The sequence below is a fragment of the Streptomyces sp. NPDC001315 genome, assembly GCF_042896175.1.
In the GTDB taxonomy this organism is placed as follows: Bacteria; Actinomycetota; Actinomycetes; order Streptomycetales; family Streptomycetaceae; genus Streptomyces.
The window spans coordinates 41,585-60,219 of record NZ_JBIAWZ010000019.1; the positions used below are offsets into that span (position 1 = coordinate 41,585).

The following is an 18,635-nucleotide window of genomic DNA, read 5'->3' on the forward strand; positions in this document are numbered from 1 at the left end:
ATGAGCGTTGCGGTGCACACCCGAGCAGGTCAGGCCGCGTCCATGCCCGCCTGACCCGTGGGTCATCCCGTGTTCACACTGTGGGGGCGTCCGGTCCGATCCGGCTGCGTACGGCCGTCTGGACCTCGTCCTCCTCGGCCGGGTCGGCGGCGAGCCGGCGCAGTCGCTCCACCACGCGGGCGTCACCTGTCTCGGCGTGCCGGGCGGCGACCTCGCGGGTGGACTCCTCGCAGTCCCAGAGGCACTCGACAGCGAATCCGGCGGCGAAGGAGGGGTCGGTGGCGGCCAGGGCCCGGGCACAGCGTCCCCGTAGGTGGGACGAGGCCGTCTCGCGGTAGATGTGGCGCAGGACGGGGGCGGCGCAGGCGATGCCGAGCCGTCCGGTGCCGTCGACGAGGGTCCACAGCGTCGGCGCGTCGGGGCCTTCGCCGCGTACGGCTTCGCGCAGGGCTCCGAGGACCAGGTCGCTGTCCTGGGCTCCGCCCCGGCAGGCAAGCACGCGTCCGGCGGCGGCGCCGAGCGGATCGGGCCGACGGGCCCAGCCGCGTGCCCGGTCGACGGCCGCGATACTGCGCATGCGTTCGAAGGCGTCGACCGCGGCCTCCACGACGGTCGCCGAGCCGGCGGCCACGGCCCCCTCGATGAGGTCGAGGGCGTCGGGATCGTTGCTGTCGGCGAGGTAGCGCAGGGCGGTGCAGCGGGCTCCGTCGTCGCCGTCCCTGGCGGCCTGGACGATCTCGGGGCGGTCCTCGGGACCTGCCACGGCGACGAGGCAGCGGGCGGCCGGCACATGCAGCGCGGCACCTCGCTCGATGCCCTGCTGGGCCCACTCGAAGACAGCCCGCACGCTCCACCCGGGACGGGGTCCGCTCGGGCGCATCTGCCGTTGCCAGCGGTCGAAGCAGCCGGCCTCCTGGGCGGCACGCACGCGCGTGGAGACGTACTCGCGCGGATCCTCCGCCCACAGCCGCCAGGGCCGGGGCTCGAAGGCGTCGCGGACCACGACGGCCAGTTCGGCCTCGCCCTCGGCGTCGGTCGCGAACCGCGCCAGTACGGGGGCGGCCAGCGCGCGCAGACCCGCGTCGTCGTCGCGCAACGCCAGCTCGTCCAGGGCCCAGGCCCAGTTGGAGCCGGAGGCGGCGTACCTGCGCAGCAGTTCGAGGGCGTCCTGCCTGCCGTAGGAGGCGAGGTGTCCGAGTACGGCGAGGGCCAGCCCGGTACGTGACTCCTCGGTGTCGAAGACGTCCTCGACGTCGAAGAGATGCGCTTCGATCTCGTCCAGGTCGCCACCGAGATCGAGGTACAGGCGGGCGTAGTACAGGGAGCGGTTCTCCACCTGCCAGTCGTGGCGGGGATCGCGCAGCACACACTGGTTCAGGGCCGCGAGCGCTTCGGCGCGCGGGGCGGTGAGCGCGTGCAGTGTGCCATCGCCGCGGCCCCGCTGGAGCAGGCCGAGCAGCGTACCGCTGGGCGCTATGACCGGATCGAACATGGGAAACAGCCTCACATCAAGCGTCGACGCAACCGGGGACGTGCTTTACCTGGCCGCGTGACAACACGTCGGGGCGCCCGCCGCTTCCTGCTTGCTGTAGACCATTTTCCTCTGCCTCTCGTCGGTGGCCCATGCGGACCGCATCACGGCCCGCGCGGTGCGGCAACACCTGCCCAGCCATCGCGTCCGTGAAGCACGACGTCATGATGACTCGGCAGCTCAGTCTGCCGCGACCGAAATTTCCGGCGGCCCCGTTCCGCCTCCCCCGTGTTGTCTGTCGTACCTGATCAGGAAGTCTGTGCTGCCTGCTCAGAGCGCTCGGCTCAACTCGCACCGAACAGCTCGAGCAGTTCGGCCTTGCCGAACATGCGTGCCGTGTCGACGGCCGAGGGGGTTCCGGCGGCCGGATCGGCGCCGCCCTCCAGGAGGGCCTTGATGACCTCTGCCTCGCCCTTGAAGACGGCTCCGGCGAGCGGGGTCTGGCCTCGGTCGTTGACCCGGTCGGCCTCGGCCCCGCGGGCCAGCAGCGCGCGCACCGCCTCCGCGTGGCCGTGATACGCGGCGAGCATCACCAAGGAGTCACCACGGTCGTTGGTGAGGTTGGCCGGAACGCCCGCGTCGACGTACGCCACGAGCGCCTCCGTCTGCCCCTGCCGAGCCAGATCGAAGATCTTGGTCGCCAGCTCCACGACCTCGGGGTCGGGGGCATCAGTCATCGGCCGGACCGCCTCTCGCTACGAACACTTCGAACGTTGGGAACTGTGGGGACTGTGGGAAGCAAGCGTACGGCCGCGAGAAGTGCAGCCGTATGGGTGAATCGCCAGCGTACTGGCTCGGCGCGCACATGACGGGACCCGGCCGAGGCAAGGATCACCACGAGACCCGTTCGACGCAACACTCCTGCTCAGGCAGGCCACCAGACCTTCCGCCACACGAGGGAAATCAGACGGAATTCACCCAGTTGCACCTTTTATCGTATGGATACATCCTGTGATCCTGGAAGTACTCATGGTGACTGTCCCCGCGAACCAGGAGACCCAAAATGATCCTGTCCATGTCAGGCGTGGTCCTGCTCGGCATCGTCGTCTTTCTCTTCTTCCGCAAGGACGGCCTCAAGGCGTCGCACTGCCTCGTGTCGACCTTGTTCGGCTTCTACCTGGCGAGCACCGCGATCGCCCCGAGCATCACAGCGGGCGGCGAAAGCCTGGCGAGCCTCCTCGGCGGCATCAAGTTCTGACCCCGCCCCCGTCGTCCGCACGTACCTTCAGGAGACCGCAGTGGCCCGGCGCCCCCTCCCTCGCATTCTGAGCAACGGCAGCGCACAGATCGCCCGGAGCCGGGAGCTGGCCCGGACGGCGGCCGACAGCGCCACCGACGTCCTCCACCCGCTGATCACGATCACCCGCGGTCTGCGCCGGCTGGCCTCGGCCGGGCGGCGCAAGGTGGCCGAGACCCCCAAGGACAAGCGGGGGCCGCTGCTGTTCCTGGTGGCCTCGGCGGTCCTGGTCGTGGCACTCGTGCCGTACGGCCCGCTGCTCGCCGTCATCACCCTGATGGCGGCGGCAGCCTGGCAGGGCCGGGACCGCGGTCCGTCGGAGCCCGACGGCCCCGACGAGGCCCAGACGCAGCGCCTCCAGTCGTTGCACGAGGCCCTGGTCCCGTACTTCTCGACCGCCGAGGACCCCTCCCCGCTGTACGCCCACGGCGGCGACTGGGAGAAGACCTTCCCGTCGTTCGAATTCGACGACACGGGCCGCATCACCCACCTCGTGATCCGCTACCCGGCGTACTTCACGGACGGCGAGGCCGAGTCCCGCGCACGGATCGAGCACCTGCTCACCACGAAGTCGGGTCGCGGCCGCGAGTACCACTTCGCGTGGGATGAGGAGGGCAACCAGGTCACGGTCACGGTCCTCGCCCCGCTCCCCACCGACATCGCCGCCCAGCGCTTCGTCACCGCACCGGGCGAGACGGTCCTCGGCTTCACCGACCCCACCCAGGTCCAGCGCACGCTCCCGCTCGGCTACGGCGAGGAACAGCGTGACGTGCCTCCGGTCGTCTGGCGTACCGGCATCCGTTCCACCGAACCGCACCTGCTCGTGGTGGGCCAGCCCGGCAGCGGCACCTCCACCCTGCTGCGCTCCGTCGCACTGCAGGCCCTCCAGTACGGCGACGTGCTCATCGTCGAGGGCGGCAGCACCGGCGAGTACGCCTGCCTCACCGGCCGGGACGGCGTCCTGGCGGTCGAGTGCGGGCTGGCCGGGGCCCTGTCCGGCCTGGAGTGGGCCGCCCACGAGACGGAACGCCGCCTGATCTCCACCAACCGCGCCCGCCAGGAGGGCCACCCGCCGCCGGAGGACACCAAGCGGCCGCTGTGGATCATCCTCGATCGCCCGAGCGCGTTCACGCACCTCGCCGCCGCCGACGGCCGCGAGGACCCCCAGTCGCTGCTCCAGGTACCGCTGCGGCACGGCCGCGCGGCCAACGTCACGGTGGTCGTGGCCGAGCAGTTCGACAGCCTGGACACCCTCACCGACGCGGTACGCCAGCACACACGCGCGCGTGCCGTCCTCGGTCCGGCGACGGCCCAGCAACTGGAGGCCGTTCTCGGCGCTCCCCCGCACACGACCCCCGTCGCCCACGTCCCGCCCGGCCGCGGGTACGCCCGCCTGGGCGCGGGCCCGGTGCACCGCCTCCAGGTCCCGGCGACACCGGATCCCTACGACGAAGCGACCTCCGACGCCCACCGCCAAGCCGTCGTGGACCTCTTGCCGCCACGCTCCGCGTCGGCGGACGCGGAGCCCAGGACGGTGCCGGTTCCGACGGAACCGGTTCCGACGAAGACGGTGGTGGAGCAGGCGTGACCGCGGGCGGTCGGTATTGCCCGCCCACGGTCACGCCCGCCGTCACCCCACCACGCCCCACGCCACTACGCCACTACGCCACGAACGTACGCGGCGCCTCCGTCCCCGCCGTCGCGCCGCTCTCCACCAGCCGCGCCGCGGCCGCCAACCGCACGGCGGCCTCCTCCGCCACCGCTCCCCCCACGGTGAACGGCAGCCGCACGTACCCTTCGAAGGCTCCGTCCACGCCGAAGCGCGGCCCCGACGGCACCCGCACCCCGACCCGCTCGCCCGCCTCGGCGAGCCGTGAACCGGACAGTCCGCCGGCCCGCACCCACAGCGTGAGCCCGCCCTTGGGGACCTCGAACTCCCACCTCGGCAGCTCCCGCCGTACCGCCGCCACCAGCGCATCCCGATTGTCCCGGGCCTGAGCCCGCCGCAGCTCCACGGCCTGCGCCCACCCGCTGGTGCTGAACAGCCAGTTCACGGCGAGCTGCTCCAGCACGGGGGTGCCCAGGTCGGCGTACGCGCGTGCGGCGACCAGGCTGCGGATCACGTCCGGAGCCGCCCGGACCCATCCGATGCGCATCCCCGCCCAGAACGCCTTGCTGGCCGACCCGACGGTGATCACCGTGGACCCGGCGGTGTCGAAGCCGCACACGGGCCGGGGCATCTCGACGTCCTCGTCCAGCCACAGCTCGCTCATCGTCTCGTCGGCGACGAGCACGGTACCCGCCGAGCGGGCCGCCTCCACCAGTCGCCGCCGCTGGTCCTCGTCGGCGAGGGCGCCGGTCGGGTTGTGGAAGTCGGCGACGACGTACGCGATGCGCGGCGCGGCCTCCCGCAGCACCTGCCGCCAGCGGTCCATGTCCCACCCGGCAAGCCCCTCCGCCATCGCGACGGGCACCAGCCGGGCGCCCGCCTCCCGCATCAGCTGGAGGATGTTGGCGTACGACGGCGACTCGACCGCGATGCGTTCGCCGCGGCCCCCGAAGAGGTGACAGATCGCGTCGATGGCCCCCATGGCACCGGTCGTCACCATGATCTGCTCGGGCATCGTCGGGATCCCGCGCGCGGTGTAGCGCTCGGCGATCATCGCGCGCAGCGCGGGCAGACCGGCCGGATAGTCGCCGTGCGTGTGGGCGTACGGCGGCAGCTCCTCCAGGGCCCCCTGCACGGCCCGCGTGAGCCACGGCTCGGGAGCGGGAAGCGCCGCGCAGCCGAGATCGATCACCGACCCCAACGCCTCGGGCGGCAGGGGCTCGAGGCCACGTGCGGGAAGCGGGTTTCCGGCCGGTACGGCGGTCCAGCTGCCCGCGCCGCGCCGGGACTCCAGGAAGCCCTCGGTGCGCAGCGCCTCGTAGGCGGTGGCGACCGTGGTGCGGCTGACGGCCAGGGAGAGGGCCAGTTCCCGTTCGGCGGGCAGGCGGGCGGCGACCGGCACCCGGCCTTCCAGCACCAGCAGCCGGATACCGTCGGCCAATGCGCGATAGGCGGGCGGACGACGCGTGCCGGGTCCCGCCGGGCGCTCCTGCTGCGACTTGAGCAGCCGGGCGAGCTGAGCCGCACCCACCGCAGAGGTCCACTGCGCCATGATTACCAGTCCACCTTCCTCGAATTGGCCCTGGATGGCTTTTCTTCCCAAGCCACAGAGTGGCATGCGTCAGTCCACTACCACCACTGGGGGGACCTCTTGTCCACATCACGGCGTCTCGGGCGACGTCTGATGCAGCTGTACGCTGGCCTGGCCCTGTACGGCGCGAGCTCCGCGCTCCTCGTGCGGGCGGGCCTCGGTCTGGAGCCCTGGAACGTGCTCCACCAGGGTCTGGCGGAGCTCACGGGCCTGACGATCGGCGTCGTGTCGATCGTCGTGGGCGCGGCGGTGCTGCTCCTGTGGATCCCGCTGCGCCAGCGCCCCGGCCTCGGCACGGTCTCCAACGTGTTCGTGGTCGGCCTCGCCATGGACGGCACCCTCGCACTCGTCCCCGAGGCGGACGGCCTGGCCGTACGCATCGCGCTGCTGCTGACCGGCATCCTGCTCAACGGCGCGGCCACCGGGCTCTACATCGCCGCACGGTTCGGACCGGGGCCCCGCGACGGGCTGATGACGGGTCTGCACCGCCGTACGGGCCGATCGATCCGCGTGATGCGGACGGCCGTCGAAGTGGCGGTCGTCGTCAGCGGCTTCGCCCTGGGCGGGACCATCGGTGTCGGCACCGTCCTGTACGCGGTGTCGATCGGCCCTCTCGCCCAGCTCTTCCTGCGCGTGTTCGCCGTTCCGCCGGCATCCGACGGCAGCACGGTGGTTGCCGCCGGGACACCCCATGGAGCGATACTGCGTCCGTGACCACGCTCGTACGCCACCCGTACCTGGACCACCCCGGCCCGCTCGCCTTCGCACACCGCGGCGGGGCCGCGGACGGTCTGGAGAACACCGTGGCGCAGTTCCGACGCGCGGTCGCGACGGGTTACCGGTACATCGAGACCGACGTACACGCCACGCGGGACGGCAAGCTCGTCGCCTTCCACGACGCGATGCTGGACCGGGTGACCGACGGCGCGGGCCGGATAGCGGACCTGCGCTGGGAGGACGTACGGCACGCGCGCGTGGGCGGCAAGGAACCGGTGCCGCTGTTCGAGGAGCTCCTGGAGACATTCCCCGAGGTGCGCTGGAACGTCGACATCAAGGCGGAGCCGGCGCTGCACCCTCTGCTGAACCTGATCGCCCGGACCGACTCCTGGGACCGGGTCTGCGTGGGCTCGTTCTCCGAGGCGCGCGTCACGCGCGCCCAGCGGCTGGCCGGGCCCCGGCTCGCGACGTCGTACGGCACCCGGGGGGTGCTCAACCTGCGGCTGCGCTCGTGGGGCGTACCGGCCGCGCTCCGCCGCTCCGCCGTCGCCGCCCAGGTACCGGAGTCACAGTCGGGCATCCAGGTGGTGGACCGCCGCTTCCTGCGCGCCGCCCACGCGCGCGGGCTGCAGGTGCACGTGTGGACGATCAACGAGGCGGATCGGATGCACCGCCTCCTCGACCTGGGAGTCGATGGCATCATGACCGATCACATCGACACGTTGCGCAAGGTCATGGAGGACCGGGGCGTCTGGGTCTGAGCCCGGAGCACCGGGGCCACCCCCCTTCGCACGCCACGTTCAGCGGGGAAGCGAGGGCACGGGTGGGCACCGACACCGTGCGGACGGCGACTGCCGACGAGGCCGCCGACCGGCGGCGCGAGCAGCGTGGCTGGTACTTCTACGACTGGGCGTGCTCCGTCTACTCGACGAGCGTGCTCACCGTGTTCCTGGGCCCCTATCTGACATCGGTCGCGAAGGCGGCGGCGGATACCGGCGGGTACGTCCATCCCCTGGGCGTCCCGGTGCGCGCCGGGTCGTTCTTCGCCTACTCGGTGTCCCTGTCGGTGATCGTGGCCGTCCTGGTGATGCCGCTGGTCGGTGCCGCCGCAGACCGCACGGGCCGCAAGAAGCCCCTGCTGGGCGCGGCCGCGTACGTGGGGGCCGCGGCGACGACGGGCATGTTCTTCCTCGACGGAGACCGGTATCTGCTCGGCGGGGTCCTGCTGATCGTCGCCAATGCCGCGCAGTCCGTGGCGATGATGCTCTACAACTCCTACCTGCCGCAGATCGCCACGCCCGAGGAGCGCGACGCGGTCTCCTCGCGCGGGTGGGCCTTCGGGTACGCGGCGGGCTCCCTGGTCCTGATCGCGAACCTGGTCCTGTACCTGGCCCACGACTCCTTCGGCGTCTCGGAGACCACTGCCGTACGCATCTGTCTGGCATCGGCCGGCCTGTGGTGGGGCGCCTTCACGCTCGTACCGCTGCGACGGCTGCGCGACCGCCGTTCGGCACCACGGGAGGCCACCGCTCCCGGGCTGCGGCAGCTCGCGGCGACCGTCCGCGACATGCGCCGCCACCCACTGACCCTGTCCTTCCTGCTCGCCTACCTCATCTACAACGACGGCATCCAGACGGTGATCTCGCAGGCGTCGGTCTACGGCTCCGAGGAGCTGGGACTCGGGCAGTCGACGCTGATCGGGGCCGTGCTGCTGGTCCAGGTGCTGGCGGTGGCGGGCGCCCTGGCGATGGGACGGCTGGCCCGGACGTACGGAGCGAAGCGGACGATCCTCGGCTCGCTGGTGGCCTGGACGGTCACCTTGGGAGCCGGGTACTTCCTGCCGGCGGGCGCGCCGGTGGGTTTCTTCGCGCTGGCGGCCGCGATCGGACTGGTGCTGGGCGGCAGCCAGGCGCTGTCCCGCTCGCTGTTCTCCCATCTCGTCCCGCCCGGCAAGGAGGCCGAGTACTTCTCGGCGTACGAGATGAGCGACCGGGGCATGAGCTGGCTGGGTCCGCTCCTGTTCGGGATCACCTACCAGCTGACCGGAAGTTATCGGGACGCGATCATCTCTCTGGTGATCTTCTTCGTCATCGGGTTCATGCTGCTTGCACGGGTTCCGGTACGGCGGGCGATCGGCGACGCGGGCAATCCGGTACCCGAGAAGATTTAGCGCTCAACACGAAAGGGCGGTAGTGTACGCGTTTGGCCTGCCAGGCGTACCGTTACTGCGCGTCAAAGATGCCGAAACGCTGGGTGACATCTGCTAGCAGATGTGACAAACCGGGCGCTGGTGGGTACAACAAGGGGCGGCTACGACGGCGACGCATGACCCGGAACGGGACCCGGAACGGGAATCTTTACCGCCGACCGGACGTTGACCGGATGACGACGACAGCGACACCTGTCCTGTGGGCGACAAGCCCGGGAGGCACGATTCATGAGTGAGCGAGCTCTTCGCGGCACGCGCCTCGTGGTGACCAGCTACGAGACGGACCGCGGTATCGACCTGGCCCCGCGCCAGGCCGTGGAGTACGCATGCGAGAAGGGGCATCGTTTCGAGATGCCCTTCTCGGTCGAGGCGGAGATCCCGCCGGAGTGGGAGTGCAAGGTCTGCGGGGCCACTGCACTCCTGGTGGACGGCGACGGCCCTGAGGAAAAGAAGGCCAAGCCCGCGCGTACGCACTGGGACATGCTGATGGAGCGGCGCACCCGCGAGGAACTCGAAGAGGTCCTCGAGGAGCGGCTGGCCGTTCTGCGGTCCGGGGCGATGAACCTGGCGGTTCATCCCCGCGACAGCCGCAAGTCCGCGTAGTCCCTGCGGGGTCTGGGCGGGTTTACAGCGCACGTGAATGACCGCGGGCGCCGTACGGGAAGTTTCCGTACGGCGCCCGCGGTCATTCACGTGCCGATGCACAGCGGGACGCCCCTGCCGGTGCACGGCGGGACCCCCGCCGGTGCACAGCGGGACGCCCCTGCCGGTACTCAGCGAGCGTCGGTGCGGGTGCTCAGCCCGTCGCCCCGCCCGAACTCAGTCGCCCGCTCCCGCGCTCAGCCTGTCAGCTGTGCGCGTGCCGCGCTGTGCGGGCCGCCCGCGCCCTTGCTCAGCCCGTCAGCGGCGGCCGCGGCTCCTGTGACGCGGTGTCCGGCTCGTCCCGGATGACCTCGCCCTGGACGACCTTGCCGTCCGGGCGGTGGATGCGGACCTGCTGGAAGGTGTCGCCGAGGGTGCCGGGAGTGGCCCGGCTCAGGGTGCGGTCGAAGGTGCGTTCCGCGTAGCGGCTGAGGGCCTTCTGGACCGGCGGGATCAGCAGGAGCAGACCCACCGCGTCCGAGATCAGACCGGGGATCATGAGAAGCAGTCCGCCGAGCATCATCAGCCCGTTGCCGCTGCCCTTCGACGGTGAGCCGCCGCGCTGCAGTGCTTCGTTCAGGTTCTGGAAGGCGCGTCGGCCCGCCCGCTTGATGACCACCGCGCCGAGCACAAACCCGGCGACCAGCAGCAGGAACACCGTGAAGCCGCTCGCCGCGCCCGCGACCACGGTCAGCAGCCAGATCTCCAGCACCAGCCACGCCGCGATGCCGAGCGGCAGGAAGGTCCGCAGGCGGGAACGCGGAGGCCGGGCGGAGGTGGAGGGGGTCGGAGCGCCTGTCGTCATGCTTCCAGTGTGCCCGGGCCGGTCTCAGTGCGGCATAAGGGGTTGATCAACAGCGCCTGCGAGGTCCTACGGCCACTGCTGTGGCCGCGTCCACAGCTACCGCCGTGACCCGGCGGCCGCCCCCCTGCCAACTGGCACGGCCACCCCTGTGACCAAGTGGCGCGGCTACCGCTGTGGCCGCTGCGCCGATCCGCCCCGGCTCGTGATCTTGCCGACCCGCTCCCCGACGCCCCACGCGGTGACCCGCCACAGCGCCTCGACCAGGATGTCGCGGCTCATCTTGGAGTCGCCGAGTTCACGCTCGACGAAGGTGATGGGGACCTCGACGACGTGGTAGCCGGCCTTGACCGCGCGGCGGGCCAGGTCGACCTGGAAGCAGTAGCCCTGGGAGGAGACCTGGTCCAGGCCGAGACCCTCCAGGGTCTCACGGCGGAAGGCCCGATAGCCGCCGGTGATGTCGCGCAGCGGCAGGTCGAGGGCGAGGCGCGAGTAGAGGCTGCCGCCGCGGGAGATGAACTCGCGGGACTTGGGCCAGTTCACGACCCGGCCGCCCGGCACCCAGCGGGAGCCGAGGACGAGGTCGGCACCCTTGAGCGCGGTCAGCAGACGGGGCAGCTCCTCGGGCTGGTGGGAGCCGTCGGCGTCCATCTCGACCAGGACGCCGTAGTCGTTGTCCAGGCCCCAGCGGAAGCCCGCGAGGTAGGCGGCGCCGAGGCCCTCCTTGCCCTTGCGGTGCAGCACGTGGACGTGATCGTCCGCGGCCGCCAGTTCGTCCGCGAACTTGCCCGTGCCGTCGGGGCTGTTGTCGTCGGCCACGAGCACGTGCGCCTCGGGGACCGCCTTTCGCACCCGGCCGACGATCGTCTTGATGTTCTCCGCCTCGTTGTAGGTCGGGATGATCACCAAGGCCGTGCCGAGCGGACCGAACTGCCTGCCTCGGGCCTGTCCCGCGAGGGTCCCGTCGCCGTCGTTCACTGCTGCCCCTTCATGTCCATACGCAGAGGTCCACCATAGTGGCCGCGGCCTGCGGTGACGTGACAGCACGTGCGTATGGTGGTGTTGATTCCACAAGAGCGGGGTAAGAACGCGCTTTTGGGCTCGTATGTACACGCGCGTCCGGCGGATGGGGGCCCGGCGCCCTTCGGGCCGACCTGGGACCCGCTGGCTGCGGGTCGACCGAAAGCCGTTGTCTACTGAGCACCGGGCCCCACCCGGGTCACACCTTGCCGACCGGCCGGAACGTTCCCCCGTCGGCGCGGACGCTGAGCCTGGCTCCCAGTGGCGGTGCCCCGGTGCGGCACACCGTCCCTGACCCAGCGGCGCTGCGGCGAGTACGCGGACGTTCCCCGGTCGGGCGTCCGGTGGTGGACTCGGCCGAACCTACCGGCCCCCCGCCGTCGGCTGTCAACAGCCGTTCGACCTGCGAGTTCTCCCAGAACATGCTGGTCAGCGCGGAGGATGCGCAGGTCGCGCAACGGTCGGCGGCAGGCGACCGGCGCCGGGCGGCCCCGGTAGATCACTCGCCCGGCCGTACGAAAACCGTCCGCCCGCCCACCACGGTGCGCAGGCACACGGGGAGGTCGGCGCCCGGCGTGAGGTCGGGCAGGCCCGGGGTGCCGGAGCGGGGGTCGGTGGACCACCGCGCGACCCGGTCGTCGGGAGCCTGGACGACGAGCTCGTCGGTGCGCCACACGGCGTAGTCCGCGGGTGCGCCCGGCACCAGAACGCCCGCGTCGTCCCGTCCGATCGCCCGCCAGCCGCCGCGCGTATGCGCCGTGAACGCGGCGCGCACGGAGACGCGGTGCTCGGGGGTGTGGTGGAAGGCGGCGGCCCGCACCGTGCCCCACGGGTCCAGGGGTGTGACCGGGCTGTCGGAGCCGAAAGCGAGCGGAACACCGGCACGCAGCAGGGTCGCGAACGGATTCAGCGTCCGGGCCCGCTCGGCGCCGAGGCGGTGGGCGTACATGCCGTCCTCGCCGCCCCACAGCGCGTCGAAGGCGGGCTGCACCGAGGCGGTCAGGCCCAGCTCGGCGAAGGCCGCGACGGTCTCCGGGGTGAGCATCTCGGCGTGCTCGACGCGGTGGCGGGCGGCGCGGACGCGGGCCAGGCCGACCTTCTCGGCGGCTGCCCGGACGCCCTCGACGACGGCGGTCACCGCGGCGTCGCCGATCGCGTGGAAGCCCGCCTGAAGGCCCGCCTCGGTGCAGGTGGTGACGTGCGCGGCGACCGCGGCGGCGTCGAGGTAGGCGGTGCCGGTGTGGTCGGCGTCGGTGTAGGGCTGGTGCAGGCAGGCGGTGTGCGAGCCGAGGGCGCCGTCGACGAACAGGTCCCCGGCGGCGCCGATCGCGCCCAGCTCCCGCGCCTTCTCGACATCCTGTTCGGCCCAGTAGCCGACGACGCGCGGTCCCGGCACCTCGGCGGCGAGCCGCAGCAGGCCCGTGAAGTCGTCCTCGGAGGAGATCTCCGGCCCGCCGCACTCGTGGACGGAGCCGATGCCCAGGGAGGCGGCGTGAGCGAGGGCAGCGCGCTGGGCTTCGATGCGCTGTTGCGCCGTCACGGCTGCGAAGGCGGCGGCGCGGACGACATGGTGGGCGTCGCGGGTGAGGGGTTCCCTGTCCGCGAAGCCGGCCTTGGCCCGTGCGTCCGGCGCCAACTTCAGCAGGGCGGTGCTGACGACGGCCGAGTGGACGTCGATCCGGCTGAGGTAGAGCGGTCGGCCGCCGGTGGCCTCGTCCAGCTCCTCCCGCCGGGGAGCCCGCCGCTCCGGCCAGCGGGCGGCGTCCCAGCCGTGACCGAGCAGGACCCGGTCGTTCGGCCGGGCGGCGGAGAAGTCCCGTACCAGGTCGAGTGCCGCCGCCAGGGAGGGAGCCGAGGACAGGTCGAGGCCCGTCAGCGCGAGCCCGGTGGACGTGCTGTGCACGTGCGCGTCGGTGAACGCCGGAGTGACCAGGGCACCGTCCAGGTCGATCACCTCGTCGACACCGTCCGCGAAGGCGTCGGCCGCGCCCTCGGAGCCGACCCAGGCGACCTGGCCGCGCTCGACGACCATCGCGGTCGCGAACGGATCGGCGGGGCTGTGGACTTCTCCGCGGCGGAGCAGGACGGTCTTCGGTTCGGCGGTGCGCTCACTCATGGGGACAGTCTCGCGCGTCACCGCGGCGTCCCCGCACGCAGGTGGGTCAGATACGCGGCGGCCGTGCCTCGTACGGCGTCGAGAGCACCACCGTCGTCCGCGTCGACACCCCCGCCAGCGACCGCAGCCGCGCCAGCAGCTCCTCCAGTTCGTGCGGGGTCGCCACCCGCACCTTGAGGATGTAGTTCTCGTCGCCCGCGACACTGTGGCAGGCCTCGATCTCGGGGACGCCGGCGAGGCGGTCGGCGATGTCGTCCGGAGCGCTGGGGTCGAACGGTTTCACCGAGATGAAGGCGGTCATGGGCAGCCCGACGGCCTCGGGGTCGACGACGGCGGCGTAGCCGCGGATGACGCCGCGCTGCTCCAGCCGGCGTACCCGCTGGTGCACGGCCGACGTGGACAGGCCTGTGGCCTTGCCGAGGTCTGTGTAGCTCATCCGCCCGTCCTTGACGAGCAGCTGCACGATCTGACGGTCGAGCTCCTCCATGGCGCAAGAACCTACAGGGCCCTTGATCTCCTCCGATACCTGAGCGGCCCAGGTCATACCCGGTTCGTGATGTGGCCGAGAGCTGCCTGTGAGCCACCTGGGGGACAAATCCACCGCACGGGGCACCTGCGGGCGGCATGTGACGAACGCCACAGCATGTGGGCCGTGTCCGTGATGTTCTCGTGATTACCGCCGAGACCGGGCGGGAAGTGCTTGCTGTGGTCGAGGCCGCAGCGCCTTCACGGCCCAGCCCGAGGGGGAGAATCCCATGCAGAGTCTTAAGCGCCCTGGTCGTACCGTTCCCAAGCGGCAGCAGCCGGTTGTCGAGTCCACGCCGGAGGGCGTCGAACCCGACGACTTCGACGCCGACGAGCTCGACGCGTACGACACCTTCGAGATGTACCGGGTGATCTGCCCGGACTGCGCCCAGCCCATCGCCCTGCTGGCGGACGAGGAGGTCCTGCCGGAGCACGCGCTGTGTGCCTCGCCGTGGAACCCGTTCGGGCTCACGGTGTGCGCCGGTACGGGCCGCGAGGCCTCCGCGGCGCAGCCCGCGGACGAGTCCGTCGAGCTCCAGGAGCAGGACACCGCCCTGCTGTTGACGCTCCCTCAGGGACTCGACTGGCGGACGCAGCCCTTCTCGCACGTCGGCGGCCCGGGCTCGCGCCCGATGCGCGTGCCGGCGATGCGCCGGGCCGCCTGAGCCGCCTCGCTCAGTCCCAGTAGCTGCCCTGCACCATGGCACGCAGGCTGCCGTGGTGCAGGATCAGTGTGTCCGGATTCGCCGGGACGGCGACCTCGCCGAAGTACGCCTGGCGGTAGGCGACGCGCAGCATGACGATCGCGTGCCTGAGCGCCGCGTACAGGGTGTGGAAGTCCATGTCGCGTGGTGTGTGGCCGGTGAGTTCGGCGTAGCGCTCCTCCACCCCGCCGCGAGTCAGGAAGTCCGGCAGCCCGCGCTGTCCGAACGCGACCGTGAGGTCCTGGAAGAAGCGGTGCAGGTAGATCGTCCAGCCGAGGTCCACCTCGCGCGGGGCGAGCGCCGCCATCTCCCAGTCGAGCACGGCCGCGGGTTCGAAGCCGTCGTAGACGACGTTTCCGATGCGGGCGTCGCCCCAGTTCATCACGGGTGTGCCCGGTTCGCGGGGCCAGAGCTCCTCGAGCCGGTCGAAGGCGTCCTCGATGAGCGGTGAGCGGGCGAGGCCGTCGACAACCCATTCGTAGTAGGCGCGTTGTGCCGCCACATGGCGGCGCAGCGCGTCGCCCTGCCCCGGCGACGCGAGGAACTCGGCGTGTTCCAAGGGGATTTGGTCGTGCAGCCGGGCCAGCAGCCCGACCGTCGCGGCCTCCAGGCGCGTTCGCTCCGTGTCGCTCGCCGCGTGCAGCCAGTTCCCCTCGTACGTGTACGGCATGACGTCGGGCGGCACGCGGCCCTCGACGCGCTCCATGACGAAGAAGGGCGCGCCGAGCGGGCCCGGGTCCTCTTCCAGCCACAGCACTCGGGGCACCGGGAGGTCCGTGCGGTCCGCGACCAGGCGCATCGTGCGGTACTGACGGGCCATGTCGTACACCGGGAACACCGTGTACGCCGCCGGATCCGCCGCGAGTCTCAACGCGCAGGAACGGAGGGGCGGTTCGGGGTGCTCGATGTCGAAGAGCAGGGTCTCGCTGGACATGCCGTTGGACGCGGGGGCGGTGACTCCGGTGGCCTTGGCGCCGGGCAGGCGGGTGCCGAGCCAGGTGGTGAGGCGGCGGGCGAGATCCTCCGGGTCGCGGGTGGTCGTGCGGGGGCGGGGTCTGGTCGCCATGTGGTCGCCCCCCTACGGTGCTACCGAGTCGAAGCCGGTGAAGCCGCTCGGGTCGTGGCGGCCGAAGGAGCCGTGCTCGAAGATGCCGTACCCGACCTGGCCGTCCAGCCGGAAGCGGGCCGCGTGGTCGGTGACCCCGTAGGCGGCGAGGGGGTACGCGGAGGGGTCCGAGAGGTCGTAGGTACGGCTGTCGGTCCAGCCGGGTCCCCGCCAGGTGCCGTGCTGCCAGTCGTCGGCCGGAGGGTAGCCCGCGCCGACCGCCAGCGGGGAAGAGGTCAGGATCTCCGCCTCCAGCTCCAGTGGCTTGCGCGGGTCGCCGAGATGGATGGCGGCACGCTCGGGGTGGCGGGTGCCGGAGCGGTAGGTGATCTCGGCCTGGGGCCAGCCGAGTTGGCGGTCGCGATGGCCGGGGTGGACGACGGTGGCGTCGTTGAGGGAGCGGTAGCCGTCGGCGTCCTCCTGGATGATGACCATCAGGAAGCGGTCCTCGAAGCGGACCGGGCTCCAGATCCAGTGGAAGCCTTCGGTCGCGTGGTCCTGCGCGAGCCGCCCCCCGTCCTCACCGGGGACGGGCCGCACACCCCAGCTGCGGTCGCGGGTGCCGGTCCACTGCGCGGCGGTCACCCGGAACTCCTCGCCACCGGCGCGGATCACGCCCTCGGCGCTGCCCGCCTGCACGAAGCGGCGGCCTTCGAGCGTGAGCCGGTCGCCGCGCCGCTGGACATGGTGGGGTTCCCACAGGGCGGGGAAGTCGGCGGTCCAGGCGAGGTCGTACGACAGTGAGTCGTCGCACGTGAGGCGCAGCCGGCGCAGCGGCTCCTCGACCTCGATGCGCAGCGGTCCGACCGCGAGCCGCATCCGGTCGTCGCCGAGGGCGTCGGAGGCCCGTACCGCGTGCAGCACGTCACCGGTCCGCAGCGTCGCGTAGGCGTCGATCACCCCGAGGTTCGGGTACACCCCGAGTCCCAGGATCAGCAGGGCGCGTCCCTGATGGTCGAAGACGTGGAAGATACAGCGGTCGTAGGCGTTCCGGTCCCCGGTCGCGACGTGCTTCATCGACAGGGGCACCTGGTGGACGGGGTACTCGTCGAGCGGCACCGGACGGTCGTCGGCCATGGCGCACCTCTCTGGAAGCAACAAAGTTGACGGTACGTCAGGTTTGCTTCGGCGGCCAGCCCGTGCGACGGCCCGGAACCCGGGGCACAGCGCGAACTCACGGTCGATTACGCGGGCAGGTGACCTGTCAACCCGTCGCCGCGTTGCCCGGGTATGACCCCCACTCAGTCAGCGCCCGGGCGTCTGCGGCGCGTGTTCGTCCCGGCGCCGGCGGAATCGGTTCCGCTCGCGCCCCCACAGCCCCAGGACCCGCCCATCTACCGTGCTCTGATGCGTACCTGGGCGGACCGGGGCCGCGCCTTGCCTGGCCGCCACGACCCGGAGTGGGTCAGGCTGGCGGCCCCGCAGGTACGGCCGGGTCAGTTCAGCGGGTCTCCGGACCCGCGAGGTGACGGGCGATGACCATCCGCTGGATCTGGTTGGTGCCCTCGACGATCTGGAGGACCTTGGCCTCGCGCATGTAGCGCTCGACCGGGAAGTCCGCGGTGTAGCCGTACCCGCCGAGGACCTGGACGGCGTCGGTGGTGACCTTCATCGCGGTGTCGGTGCACTGCAGCTTGGCCATGGCCGCCTGCTTGGCGAACGGCCGTCCGGCGTCCCGCAGCCGCGCCGCCGCCAGGTACAGGGCCCGGCCCGCCTCGATCTGCGTCGCCATGTCGGCCAGCATGAAGCGCAGCCCCTGGAAGTCGGCGACCGGCCGCCCGAACTGCTGCCGCTCGGTGGCGTACGCGACCGCCTCGTCGAGTGCCGCCTGGGCCAAGCCGATCGCGCAGGCCGCGATGCCGAGCCGTCCGGAGTCGAGCGCGGACAGGGCGATGGCGAAGCCCTGGCCCGCCTCGCCGATGCGCCGGGAGTCGGAGACGCGTACGCCGTCGAAGTGGACCTGCGCGGTGGGCGAGCCCTTCATGCCCATCTTCTTCTCCGGCGCCGCGGCACTCAGACCCTCGGCGTCGGCGGGCACCAGGAACGCGGTGATCCCGCGCGGCCCCTCCTCGCCGGTGCGTGCCATGACCGTGTAGAAGTCGGCGACCCCGCCATGGGTGATCCACGCCTTGGTACCGGTGATCAGCCAGCCTCCACCACGCTCGGTTCCGCTCGAGCGGGAGGGGCCCCCATCGTCCCGCACCGCCCTGGTGCGCAGGGAGGCGGCATCCGAGCCGGACGACGGCTCGGAGAGGCAGTAGGCGCCGAGCAGGCCGCCGCCGAGCATCGCGGGCAGGTGCTCGACCTGCTGCTCCTTGGTGCCGTAGGCCGCGAGGGCGTAGGAGGACAGGGTGTGCACGCTGACGCCGAGGCCGACGGTCAGACGGGCCGCGGCGAGCTCCTCGAGGACCTGGAGGTAGACCTCGTAGGGCTGGTCTCCGCCGCCGTACTCGGAGTCGTAGGGCAGGCCGAGCAGGCCGGACTCGGAGAGCAGGGTGAAGATCTCGCGCGGGAAGCGTCCGGCGCCCTCCTCCTCGGCCGCCTTCGGTGCGATCTCGCGCTGCGCGATGTCGCGGACGAGCGAGATCAGATCGCGGGCCTCGTCCGTGGGCAGTTGCCGTTCCACCGGCTGCGGGGCGCGGTCGGGCATGGCGACGCTCTCCTCCCTGTCGGGCACATCGGCGGACGTGCGCCTTGGGTGTGGGCGGCTCCGCCAGGTCTTCCTAGAGTCCGGCCGATGCTCGCACTCCCGGGTCACGGAAGCTGCTGACCAGCGGCTGTGCGCTGTGAGTATGCCCGATCGGAGGCACCCAGTCACCAGTTAACG

The 18,635-nt window shown here is 71.7% G+C and carries 18 protein-coding genes; 8 read left to right on the forward strand and 10 right to left on the reverse strand.

All coding sequences use genetic code 11. The annotated features are described in order from the left end of the window. Positions 1-73: 73 nt before the first annotated feature. A complete protein-coding gene (locus tag ACFY16_RS34145) occupies positions 74-1,492 on the reverse strand; it encodes a HEAT repeat domain-containing protein (RefSeq protein ID WP_390651105.1) in 1,419 nt (472 codons plus the stop codon). 323 nt (positions 1,493-1,815) lie between these two features. Next, on the reverse strand, positions 1,816-2,208 hold the full coding sequence (locus tag ACFY16_RS34150) for an ankyrin repeat domain-containing protein (RefSeq protein ID WP_390651106.1): 393 nt from the start codon (positions 2,206-2,208) through the stop codon (positions 1,816-1,818). Between the two features lie 326 nt (positions 2,209-2,534). Between ACFY16_RS34150 and ACFY16_RS34155 the strand changes: the two genes are divergently transcribed. Both ACFY16_RS34155 and ACFY16_RS34160 read left to right on the forward strand, forming a co-directional pair. After that, on the forward strand, positions 2,535-2,729 hold the full coding sequence (locus ACFY16_RS34155; protein WP_390651107.1) for a hypothetical protein: 195 nt from the start codon (positions 2,535-2,537) through the stop codon (positions 2,727-2,729). 40 nt (positions 2,730-2,769) lie between these two features. Next, positions 2,770-4,356: a hypothetical protein gene (locus tag ACFY16_RS34160; protein ID WP_390651108.1), complete on the forward strand. Its 1,587-nt coding sequence runs from the start codon at positions 2,770-2,772 to the stop codon at positions 4,354-4,356. Between the two features lie 73 nt (positions 4,357-4,429). Here ACFY16_RS34160 and ACFY16_RS34165 read toward each other — a convergent pair whose 3' ends face one another. Then, positions 4,430-5,929 (reverse strand): PLP-dependent aminotransferase family protein, encoded by a 1,500-nt coding sequence (locus ACFY16_RS34165; RefSeq protein ID WP_390651109.1) that lies wholly within the window; start codon positions 5,927-5,929, stop codon positions 4,430-4,432. A 99-nt stretch (positions 5,930-6,028) separates the two neighbouring features. On the opposite strand from ACFY16_RS34165, the gene ACFY16_RS34170 reads away from it, so the two are divergent. The 4 genes from ACFY16_RS34170 to ACFY16_RS34185 all read left to right on the forward strand — a co-directional run bounded on the left by ACFY16_RS34170 (position 6,029) and on the right by ACFY16_RS34185 (position 9,497). Continuing rightward, positions 6,029-6,682 (forward strand): YitT family protein, encoded by a 654-nt coding sequence (locus ACFY16_RS34170; protein ID WP_390651110.1) that lies wholly within the window; start codon positions 6,029-6,031, stop codon positions 6,680-6,682. Next, entirely contained in the window at positions 6,679-7,446 is a 768-nt protein-coding gene (locus ACFY16_RS34175; protein ID WP_390651111.1) for a glycerophosphodiester phosphodiesterase, read from the forward strand. Before ACFY16_RS34170 ends, ACFY16_RS34175 begins: the two co-directional genes overlap by 4 nt. A 62-nt stretch (positions 7,447-7,508) precedes the next feature. Next, a complete protein-coding gene (locus ACFY16_RS34180; protein WP_390651112.1) occupies positions 7,509-8,855 on the forward strand; it encodes an MFS transporter in 1,347 nt (448 codons plus the stop codon). Positions 8,856-9,122: 267 nt separating this feature from the next. Beyond that, positions 9,123-9,497 (forward strand): RNA polymerase-binding protein RbpA, encoded by a 375-nt coding sequence (locus ACFY16_RS34185; RefSeq protein ID WP_055637205.1) that lies wholly within the window; start codon positions 9,123-9,125, stop codon positions 9,495-9,497. Positions 9,498-9,786: 289 nt separating this feature from the next. Here the strand turns inward: ACFY16_RS34185 and fxsA are convergent, their stop codons facing one another. From fxsA to ACFY16_RS34205, 4 genes are all read right to left on the reverse strand, one after another. Continuing rightward, positions 9,787-10,341 (reverse strand): FxsA family membrane protein, encoded by a 555-nt coding sequence (gene fxsA, locus ACFY16_RS34190; RefSeq protein WP_390651113.1) that lies wholly within the window; start codon positions 10,339-10,341, stop codon positions 9,787-9,789. 165 nt (positions 10,342-10,506) lie between these two features. Next, positions 10,507-11,316 carry a polyprenol monophosphomannose synthase gene (locus tag ACFY16_RS34195; protein WP_390651114.1) on the reverse strand — a complete coding sequence of 270 codons (810 nt, stop codon included), beginning with the start codon at positions 11,314-11,316 and terminating at the stop codon, positions 10,507-10,509. A gap of 541 nt (positions 11,317-11,857) precedes the next feature. Further along, entirely contained in the window at positions 11,858-13,474 is a 1,617-nt protein-coding gene (locus ACFY16_RS34200; RefSeq protein ID WP_390651115.1) for an amidohydrolase, read from the reverse strand. Positions 13,475-13,520: 46 nt separating this feature from the next. Further along, positions 13,521-13,961, reverse strand: a complete 441-nt coding sequence (locus ACFY16_RS34205) for an Lrp/AsnC family transcriptional regulator (RefSeq protein WP_004002750.1) — start codon at positions 13,959-13,961, stop codon at positions 13,521-13,523. Positions 13,962-14,229: 268 nt separating this feature from the next. On the opposite strand from ACFY16_RS34205, the gene ACFY16_RS34210 reads away from it, so the two are divergent. Next, a complete protein-coding gene (locus ACFY16_RS34210) occupies positions 14,230-14,664 on the forward strand; it encodes a hypothetical protein (protein ID WP_390651116.1) in 435 nt (144 codons plus the stop codon). 10 nt (positions 14,665-14,674) lie between these two features. On the opposite strand, the gene ACFY16_RS34215 is transcribed toward ACFY16_RS34210, so the two are convergent. Further along, positions 14,675-15,769 (reverse strand): phosphotransferase family protein, encoded by a 1,095-nt coding sequence (locus ACFY16_RS34215; protein WP_390651117.1) that lies wholly within the window; start codon positions 15,767-15,769, stop codon positions 14,675-14,677. A 12-nt stretch (positions 15,770-15,781) separates the two neighbouring features. Then, on the reverse strand, positions 15,782-16,885 hold the full coding sequence (locus ACFY16_RS34220; RefSeq protein WP_390651118.1) for a hypothetical protein: 1,104 nt from the start codon (positions 16,883-16,885) through the stop codon (positions 15,782-15,784). Between the two features lie 153 nt (positions 16,886-17,038). Between ACFY16_RS34220 and ACFY16_RS34225 the strand changes: the two genes are divergently transcribed. Continuing rightward, positions 17,039-17,287, forward strand: a complete 249-nt coding sequence (locus ACFY16_RS34225; RefSeq protein ID WP_390651119.1) for a hypothetical protein — start codon at positions 17,039-17,041, stop codon at positions 17,285-17,287. On the opposite strand, the gene ACFY16_RS34230 is transcribed toward ACFY16_RS34225, so the two are convergent. Then, entirely contained in the window at positions 17,250-18,458 is a 1,209-nt protein-coding gene (locus tag ACFY16_RS34230) for an acyl-CoA dehydrogenase family protein (RefSeq protein WP_390651120.1), read from the reverse strand. The genes ACFY16_RS34225 and ACFY16_RS34230 overlap by 38 nt on opposite strands. Positions 18,459-18,635 lie beyond the last annotated feature (177 nt).